The sequence below is a fragment of the Streptomyces sp. NPDC005533 genome, from assembly GCF_042871845.1.
Classification (GTDB): Bacteria; Actinomycetota; Actinomycetes; order Streptomycetales; family Streptomycetaceae; genus Streptomyces.
The window spans coordinates 138,777-147,786 of sequence record NZ_JBIAJH010000021.1 but is presented as its reverse complement, the minus strand read 5'-3'; the positions used below and the strand labels follow the sequence as shown (position 1 = coordinate 147,786).

6 protein-coding genes are annotated in these 9,010 nt (G+C 72.0%); 1 reads left to right on the top strand and 5 read right to left on the bottom strand.

The annotated features are described in order from the left end of the window. Positions 1-96 precede the first annotated feature (96 nt). The 5 genes from ACFYP3_RS22220 to ACFYP3_RS22200 all read right to left on the bottom strand — a co-directional run bounded on the left by ACFYP3_RS22220 (position 97) and on the right by ACFYP3_RS22200 (position 4,783). Complete coding sequence (locus ACFYP3_RS22220; protein ID WP_388835123.1) at positions 97-1,689, bottom strand: Na+/H+ antiporter; 1,593 nt, start codon at positions 1,687-1,689, stop codon at positions 97-99. Positions 1,690-1,779: 90 nt separating this feature from the next. Next, on the bottom strand, positions 1,780-2,202 hold the full coding sequence (locus ACFYP3_RS22215; protein ID WP_388835144.1) for a GNAT family N-acetyltransferase: 423 nt from the start codon (positions 2,200-2,202) through the stop codon (positions 1,780-1,782). Positions 2,203-2,246: 44 nt separating this feature from the next. Continuing rightward, the gene (locus ACFYP3_RS22210; RefSeq protein WP_362860496.1) at positions 2,247-3,188 is read right to left on the bottom strand and encodes an RluA family pseudouridine synthase; all 942 of its coding nucleotides are present in this window, start codon (positions 3,186-3,188) and stop codon (positions 2,247-2,249) included. Positions 3,189-3,229: 41 nt separating this feature from the next. Next, positions 3,230-3,790, bottom strand: a complete 561-nt coding sequence (lspA, locus tag ACFYP3_RS22205; RefSeq protein ID WP_388835120.1) for a signal peptidase II — start codon at positions 3,788-3,790, stop codon at positions 3,230-3,232. A 123-nt stretch (positions 3,791-3,913) separates the two neighbouring features. Further along, positions 3,914-4,783 carry a TraR/DksA C4-type zinc finger protein gene (locus tag ACFYP3_RS22200; RefSeq protein ID WP_388835117.1) on the bottom strand — a complete coding sequence of 290 codons (870 nt, stop codon included), beginning with the start codon at positions 4,781-4,783 and terminating at the stop codon, positions 3,914-3,916. 585 nt (positions 4,784-5,368) lie between these two features. Here ACFYP3_RS22200 and ileS point away from each other — a divergent pair. Further along, entirely contained in the window at positions 5,369-8,533 is a 3,165-nt protein-coding gene (ileS, locus tag ACFYP3_RS22195) for an isoleucine--tRNA ligase (RefSeq protein ID WP_388835115.1), read from the top strand. The last annotated feature ends 477 nt before the right edge of the window (positions 8,534-9,010 follow it).

The window sequence follows — 9,010 nt, the reverse complement described above, 5'->3', positions numbered from 1 at the left end:
GTCGTGCAATGGGTTCCTAGACAGCTCCCACCACACCGGAGGTCTTCGCCATGTTCAAGACCAGCCGAGTGTCAACAACGCTCGTGATCAATACACCTAGGGGGCCCGCAGGCTCCGCACGTCGAGGTGCCGCAGCACCCGGTCGACGACCTCCGGGTCGGAGCCGGGTTCGCTGCGGGCGGCCAGCACCTCGTGGCGGGCGGCCGACATCATCTCGCGCTGGATCCGCTGGATGTCGCGCAGCCGCTGCACCCGCTTCGCGTACGCCTCGCGCCGTTCCTCGTCCACCATGTCCGGGCTGATCCTGGCCCCCACGTCGTAGGCACGCCGGGTCAGCTGCTCGACCAGGTCCTCCGGCAGCTCCTCGGCCTCGTCGATCTCCTTCAGCCGCCGCTTCGCGGCCCTCGCGGCGCGGATCGCCAGCTGCCGCTCGGCGTCGCGCCGGGCGTCGGTGTCCTCCTCCACGCCCAGGCGCCGCACCAGCCACGGCAGGGTCAGCCCCTGGCACACCAGGGTCGCCATGATCACCGCGAACGCGATGAAGATGATCTCGTCCCGCGCCGGGAAGGGCTCGCCGGCGTCCGTCTTCAGCGGGATGGCCAGGGCCAGGGCCACCGAGGCCACCCCGCGCATCCCGGCCCACCACATCACCACGCTCTCCCGCCAGCTCAGCGGGATCTCCTCGTCGTAGTCGCGCAGCTGGTGCAGCTTCTTCGCGAGCCAGCCGGCCGGCAGCAGCCACAACAGCCGTACGCCGACCACCACCGCGACGACGACCGCGGCCCATCCGACCATCTGCCACTCGCGGTCCTGCGCCGTCCCGAAGACGTGGTGCAGCTCCAGCCCGATCAGCCCGAAGGCCACCCCGGTGACCAGCGTGTCCACGACCTCCCAGAAGGTGTGGCCGGCGAGGCGCCCCAGCACGTCGTCGGCGTCGGAGGCGTACTCGGCGAGGAACAGGGCCGTCGTCAGCACGGCCAGCACCCCCGATCCCCGGAGTTCCTCCGCGACCACGTACGACACGAAGGGCACCAGCAGCGTCAGCCCGATCTGGAGGGTGGCGTCGTCGAGCCGGCCCATCAGCCGGTGGGTGATCCAGCCGAGGGCCAGGCCGACGACCACGGCGACGACCGCGGACAGCACGAACTCCCCCAGCGCGTCGGGCCAGGAGAAGCTGCCGCTGACGGCCGCGGCGATCGCCACGTGGTAGAGCACGATCGCCGTCACGTCGTTGAAGAGCCCCTCGCCCTCCAGGATCGACACCATGCGGCGGGGCAGCCCGAGCGATCCGGCGACGGCGGTGGCGGCGACCGGGTCGGGCGGGGCCACGAGCGCTCCGAGCGCGACGGCGGCGGCCAGCGGCAGCGTGGGCACCACGGTGTACGCGACGGCGGCCACGGCGGCGGTCGTGACGAACACCAGGGCCACGGCCAGCAGGAGGATGGGCCGCACGTTGGCGGCGAACTGCCGCCACGAGGTCCGCTGCACGGAGGCGTACAGCAGCGGCGGCAGCACCAGCGGCAGGATGAAGTCGGGCGGGACCTCGACCTCCGGCACGGCCGGCACCAGCGCGAGGACCACCCCGCCGAGGGTCATGAGGACGGGCGCGGGCAGTCCCAGCCGGTCGCCGAGCGGCACCATGACCACCGCGCCGAGCAACAGTACGAAGAGCAGAGCAAGCTGATCCACTCCCCCACCCTGCCAGTCCGCTGCGCCTGGCCCGGAAGGTGGGTACGGCGCCCCGCGTGTCGCCCCCGCATCCGGCGCCGCCGGGGGGGGTTACGGCAGGGGGCGCCGCATCGCGCGGTGCGGGATGCCCGCGTCCTGGAACTGCGGCCCGTAGGCCACGTACCCGAGGCGCTCGTAGAAGCCCAGCGCGTGCGTCTGCGCGCCGAGGTCGACGGCCGTCAGCCCGAGCCGGGACGCCTCGGCCTCGATCGCCCGGACCAGGGCCACGCCCACGCCCAGCCCGCGCGCGACCTTGCGCACGGCCAGTCGGCCCAGCGCGCCGACCGCCGGGTCGCCGGTCTTGGTCCGCGCGGCGGCGCCGTGGAGCAGCCGGCCGGTGCCCAGCGGCTCCCCGTCCGCCCCGACGGCCAGCACGTGCACCGCGCCCGCGTCGTAGGCGTCGTACTCGATCGACTCCGGCACGGACTGCTCGACCACGAACACCTCGGTCCGCACGGCGAAGCACGCCGCCATGTCGGCCTCGGAGTCCGCGACCCGCACCTCGAAGCCGACGGCGGTCACTCGCTCTCCGCCCGGATCACGTCCAGGGCGTGCTGCAGGTCGGCCGGGTAGCCGCTCTCGAACTCCACCCACTGGCCGTCGGACGGGTGCTCGAAGCCGAGGCGCACCGCGTGCAGCCACTGCCGGGTCAGGCCCAGCCGCTTCGCGACCGTCGGGTCCGCGCCGTAGGTCAGGTCGCCGACGCAGGGGTGCCGGTGCGCGGACATGTGCACGCGGATCTGGTGCGTACGGCCGGTCTCCAGCTTGATGTCGAGCAGCGAGGCGGCGCGGAAGGCCTCGATCAGGTCGTAGTGGGTGACGGAGGGTTTGCCCTCCTGGGTCACGGCCCACTTGTAGTCCGCGCTGGGGTGGCGGCCGATCGGCGCGTCGATCGTGCCGCTCATCGGGTCCGGGTGGCCCTGCACCAGCGCGTGGTAGCGCTTGTCCACGACCCGCTCGCGGAACTGGTTCTTCAGCGAGGTGTAGGCGCGCTCCGACTTCGCGACGGCCATCAGGCCGGACGTGCCGACGTCGAGGCGGTGCACGATGCCCTGGCGCTCGGAGGCGCCGGAGGTGGAGATGCGGTAGCCGGCCGCGGCGAGGCCGCCGATGACGGTGGTGCCGGTCCAGCCGGGACTCGGGTGGGCGGCGACGCCCACCGGCTTCATGATGACCACGATGTCGTCGTCGTCGTGGACGATCTCCATGCCGGGGACCGGCTCGGCGACGACCTCGACCGCGCGCGGCGGCTCGGGCATCTCGACTTCGAGCCAGGCGCCACCGTGCACACGCTCGGACTTCCCGACGACACTGCCGTCGACCGACACCTTCCCCGCGGCCGCGAGGTCGGCCGCCTTCGTCCGGGAGAAACCGAACATACGGGCGATGGCGGCGTCGACGCGCTCGCCTTCGAGGCCTTCGGGAACGGGCAGGGTGCGGATCTCGGGAATCGTACTCACCCGTCGAGTATGCAGGACTCGACGGCGCGCCCGTCCCGCGATCAGTCCTTGTGGACGGTGCCGTCCGGGTCCAGGCCCTTGAAGGACAGCAGGACGATCAGGATGCCGCCGCACACGATCGCCGAGTCGGCGAGGTTGAAGACCGCGAAATGGGCCGGCGCGACGAAGTCGACGACCGCGCCCCGGAACACCCCCGGCGAACGGAAGATCCGGTCGGTCAGGTTGCCCAGCGCACCACCCAGCAGCAGGCCCAGCGCGATCGCCCACGGCAGGCTGTAGAGCTTGCGCGCGAGCCGCACGATCACCACGATCACGGAGGCCGCGATGCAGGTGAAGATGATGGTGAACGCCTCGCCGAAGCCGAAGGCCGCGCCCGGGTTGCGGACCGCCTCGAACTTCAGCAGGTCACCGATGATCTCGATCGGCGGCTGGTGCTCCAGCTTCGCCACGACCAGCATCTTGGAGCCGAGGTCCAGCAGGTAGGCGAGCACCGCCACGACGAGCAGCGCCGCGATCCGCCGGCGCCCCTTGGGCACGGCGGACTCCGGCTGGGCGTCGTCCCCGACCTCCGGCGTACCGATGATGCGCTCCGCCTCTGCCACGTGAGTCCCTCGAACTAGCTCGAACCAGGCTCCTCCTGGACCCTGACGAGACACGAGGGTACGTCAGGGCCCCCGCGCACCGCCTGCCCCACCTCCGCCCGTTCCGCGCCCCGGTGGCGCCGCCTAGTGCCGCCGCTCCTGCTTCTGCTTGCAGTCCACGCACAGGGTGGCCCGCGGGAAGGCCTGCATCCTGGCCTTGCCGATGGGCTGCCCGCAGTTCTCGCAGAGCCCGTACGTGCCCGCCTCCAGCCGTTCCAGGGCCCGCTCGGTCTGCTCCAGCATCGAGGTGGCGTTCGCCGCGAGGGCCAGCTCGGACTCCCGGGTGATGTTCTTGGTGCCGGTGTCCGCCTGGTCGTCGCCCGCGCCGTCGCCCGAGTCCCGCATGAGGCCGCTGATCGCCACCTCCGAGGCGTCGAGCTCGGCGCGCAGCCTCAGCACCTCGCTCACCAGCTCGCTGCGGGCCTCGTCGACCTCCGCCTGGGTCCAGGGGTCCTCGCCGGGCCGTACGGCGAGCTCGCCGGGGGTGAGGGCCGCCGTGGCCCGCGCCTTGGGCAGGCCGCTGGTGGCGGCCTCAGCCGTCTTCCTCGCCGTGCCGGTGCTCTTCTTGGCAACCACTTTCCGGACTCCCGTCTTCTTCGCGGCATGCGCCGCCCCCTCGGTCGCGTCCTGCTTGGCCGCGGCCGTCCGCTTGTCGACGGCGGTCGTCTTCGTGACGGTGGTCGCCTTGTCGGCCGGCGCTTTCCCGGCAGGCGCCTTCTTCACCGCAGTCGCCTTCACCGCAGTCGCCTTCACGGCAGTCGTCTTCGCCGGGGCCTTCTTCGCCGGAGCCTTGGTGGCAGCGGCGGTCTTCCCGGCAGCGGTCGCCTTCCTGGCGGGGGCCGTGTCCTCGGAGGCCTCCGCCTTCCCTGCGGCCTTCCCGACAGCCTTCCTGGCAGTACTCCCGGCGGTCTTCTTCGCCACCATGGCCGCGGCCCCTTCACATACTGTGATCATTGCTCGCGAATCGTGCCGGAACGATAAATCGACTCCAGCCCCGCGGCAACGGGGCACGCATCCATCGAGGTCAACCTGCATCCGTTGTGCCCATCCGGAGCCCCGGTAATCCGCCCCTCCCGCCCCACCCGCGTCCGTACCGGCGTCCCGGGTCCATTCGGGTCACGCACGGGCCGCCCCGTACCCCCGGCCGCGCTCCGCCCGCGCCCCCGCCACGCCGGGCCGCCGCCCCGCGCACGGGCCCCCGTAAAGCGGTCGGCCGCGCCCGCCCCCGGCCCGTACACTGGGCCCAGCGAAAGGCATGGACGGGGACGAGTAGCGCCGTACGCAGCCAGGAGCGACCCGGGGACGGTGAGAGCCCGGGGGCGAGCGCGACGCGAAGGATCACCCCTGAGCCGCCGGAAGAAACCCGCACGGATCCCCGTGCGGCGAGTAGAACCGGCTTCGCACCCCAATGAGGGGGCCACCGGATCCGTCCGGCGGCCAAGGAGGGTGGTACCGCGGGAGCAGGCGTCCTGGATTCTCAGAACGGCTCTCGTCCCTCCGGACGGAAGTGACACCCCGCCGGAGGAAGAGTTCAGCCTCATGACCACACCGCCGCAGTACCGCCCGGTACCCGCCCAGGTCGACCTGCCTGCCCTCGAGCACGCGGTCCTCGACGTCTGGCGCGAGAGCAAGACCTTCGCCAAGACCCTGGAGCAGTCCGAGGGCCGCCCCGAGTGGGTCTTCTACGAGGGCCCGCCGACCGCGAACGGCATGCCCGGCGCGCACCACATCGAGGCCCGCGTCTTCAAGGACGTCTTCCCCCGCTTCCGCACGATGCGCGGCTACCACGTGGCCCGCAAGGCCGGCTGGGACTGTCACGGCCTGCCCGTCGAGCTCGCCGTCGAGAAGGAGCTCGGCTTCAACGGCAAGCAGGACATCGAGGCGTACGGCATCGCCGAGTTCAACGCCAAGTGCCGCGAGTCCGTGACCCGCCACACCGACGCGTTCGCCGAGCTCACGACCCGGATGGGTTACTGGGTCGACCTGGACGACGCCTACCGGACCATGGACCCCGAGTACGTCGAGTCCGTGTGGTGGTCGCTGAAGGAGATCTTCAACAAGGGCCTGCTCACCCAGGACCACCGCGTCGCCCCTTGGTGCCCCCGCTGCGGCACCGGCCTCTCCGACCACGAGCTGGCCCAGGGCTACGAGACGGTCGTCGACCCCTCCGTCTACGTCCGCTTCCCGCTGACCTCCGGCCCGCTCGCCGGCGAGGCGGCGCTGCTGGTGTGGACGACGACCCCGTGGACCCTGGTGTCCAACACGGCGGTCGCGGCCCACCCCGAGGTCACGTACGTGGTCGCGCGCCGTACCGGCGTCGAGGACTCGGAGAAGCTCGTCGTCGCCCAGCCGCTGCTGGAGAAGTCCCTCGGCGAGGGCTGGGAGGCCACCGGCCAGACCTTCACGGGCAAGGAGATGGAGCGCTGGACGTACGAGCGTCCCTTCGACCTCGTCGAGTTCCCCGAGCCCGCCCACTACGTCGTGAACGCCGAGTACGTCACGACCGAGGACGGCACCGGTCTGGTCCACCAGTCCCCCGCCTTCGGCGCCGACGACCTCGCGGTCTGCCGCGCGTACGGCCTGCCCGTCGTGAACCCGGTCCGCCCCGACGGCACCTTCGAGGAGGACGTCCCGCTGGTCGGCGGCGTCTTCTTCAAGAAGGCCGACGAGAAGCTGACCGCCGACCTCGACGCGCGCGGCCTGCTCTTCAAGCACATCGCCTACGAGCACAGCTACCCGCACTGCTGGCGCTGCCACACGGCCCTGCTCTACTACGCGCAGCCGTCCTGGTACATCCGCACCACCGCCGTCAAGGACGCGATGCTGCGGGAGAACGAGAAGACCAACTGGTTCCCGGACTCGGTCAAGCAGGGCCGCTTCGGCGACTGGCTGAACAACAACATCGACTGGGCGCTCTCCCGCAACCGCTACTGGGGTACCCCGCTGCCGATCTGGCGCTGCGAGGAGAACCACCTCACCTGCGTCGGCTCCCGCGCCGAGCTGAGCGAGCTGACGGGCACGGACCTCTCCGCCCTGGACCCGCACCGCCCCTACATCGACGACGTCACCTTCACCTGCACCCACGAGGGCTGCTCGCTGGAGGCCGTCCGCGTGCCGGAGGTCATCGACGCCTGGTACGACTCGGGCTCGATGCCGTTCGCGCAGTGGGGCTACCCGTACAAGAACAAGGAGATCTTCGAGAAGCGCTACCCGGCGCAGTTCATCTCGGAGGCCATCGACCAGACCCGCGGCTGGTTCTACACGCTGATGGCGGTCGGCACCCTCGTCTTCGACAAGTCCTCGTACGAGAACGTGGTCTGCCTGGGCCACATCCTCGCCGAGGACGGCCGCAAGATGTCCAAGCACCTGGGCAACATCCTCCAGCCGATCCCGCTCATGGACCAGCACGGCGCGGACGCGGTGCGCTGGTTCATGGCGGCCGGCGGCTCCCCGTGGGCGGCGCGGCGCGTCGGCCACGGCACGATCCAGGAGGTGGTCCGCAAGACCCTCCTCACGTACTGGAACACGGTCGCCTTCCAGGCGCTGTACGCCCGTACGTCGAACTGGGCCCCGTCGGCGGCCGACCCGGCGCCGGCGGACCGCACGGTCCTGGACCGCTGGCTGCTCTCGGAGCTGAACTCCCTCGTCGTCGAGGTCACCGAGGCGATGGAGTCGTACGACACCCAGCGCGCCGGCAAGCTGCTGTCCGCGTTCGTGGACGACCTGTCGAACTGGTACGTCCGCCGCTCGCGCCGCCGCTTCTGGCAGGGCGACAAGGCCGCGCTGCGCACCCTGCACGACGTCGTCGAGACGGTCACGCGCCTGATGGCCCCGCTCACCCCCTTCATCACCGAGCGGGTCTGGCAGGACATGATCGTCCCGGTCACCCCGGAGGCGCCCGAGTCGGTGCACCTCTCCTCCTGGCCGCAGGCGGACACGGCGGCGATCGACCCGACGCTCTCGCAGCAGATGCTGCTGGTGCGCCGCCTGGTGGAGCTGGGCCGGGCCACGCGTGCCGAGTCGGGCGTGAAGACCCGCCAGCCGCTCTCCCGGGCCCTGGTCGGCGCGACGGGCTTCGACGCCCTGTCGGCGGAGCTCCAGGCCCAGATCACGGAGGAGCTGAACGTCTCCTCCCTGGCCTCCCTGTCGGAGGTCGGCGGTTCGCTGGTGGACACGACGGCGAAGGCGAACTTCCGGGTGCTGGGCAAGCGCTTCGGCAAGGGCGTCCAGGACGTGGCGAAGGCGGTGGCCGCGGCCGACGCGGCGGCGCTGTCGCTGGCGCTGCGGTCCGGCTCGGCGGTCATCTCGCTGAACGGCGAGGAGATCTCCCTCTCCCCGGACGAGGTCATCATCACGGAGACCCCGCGCGAGGGCTGGTCGGTGGCGTCCGACTCCGGCGCGACGGTGGCCCTCGACCTGGAGATCACCCCGGAGCTGCGGCTGGCGGGTTTGGCGCGTGACGCGATCCGGCTGATCCAGGAGGCCCGCAAGAACTCGGGCCTGGACGTGGCGGACCGCATCGCCCTGCGGTGGTCCGCCGCGGACCCGGAGGTCGTGACGGCCCTGACGGACCACGCCGGCCTGATCGCGGACGAGGTGCTGGCCACGGACTTCGCGTCCGGCGAGGCCGAGGCCGACGCCGCCTACGGCGAGCCCTTCACGGACGAACCCCTCGGCCTGACGTTCCGCCTGCGCAAGGCGTAACCGGGGGCCGAAGCGGCCCGTCCCCTCCCGGGTGGGGGGGACGGGCCGCTTTCGTCTGCCCCCAGCCTCCCCGGGCACCTCCAGCCCCACCGAATCCAGCCTCCCCGGGCACCTCCAGCCCCACCGGGCTCTTCCAGCCCCGGGCTCCCCCAGCCCCGCCGGGCACCTCCAGCCCCGCCGGCCTCCTCCAGCCTCCCCGGGCTCCTCCAGCCTCCCCGGGCTCCTCCAGCCTCCCCGGGCTCCTCCACCCTCGCCGCTCCTCCAGCCCCGGGCTCCTCCAGCCCCGCCGGGCTTTCCCCGCCTCGCCGGGCTCCTCCAGCCTCGCCGCTCTTCCAGCCCCGGGCTCCTCCAGCCCCGCCGGGCTTTCCCAGCCTCGCCGGCGTTTGAGGCGCGGGGTCCGGGGCGGAGCCCCGATCTTTCAGCCCCGCCGGCGTTTGAGGCGCGGGCCCCCGCAACCGCGCCGGGCGCCGGACGTGC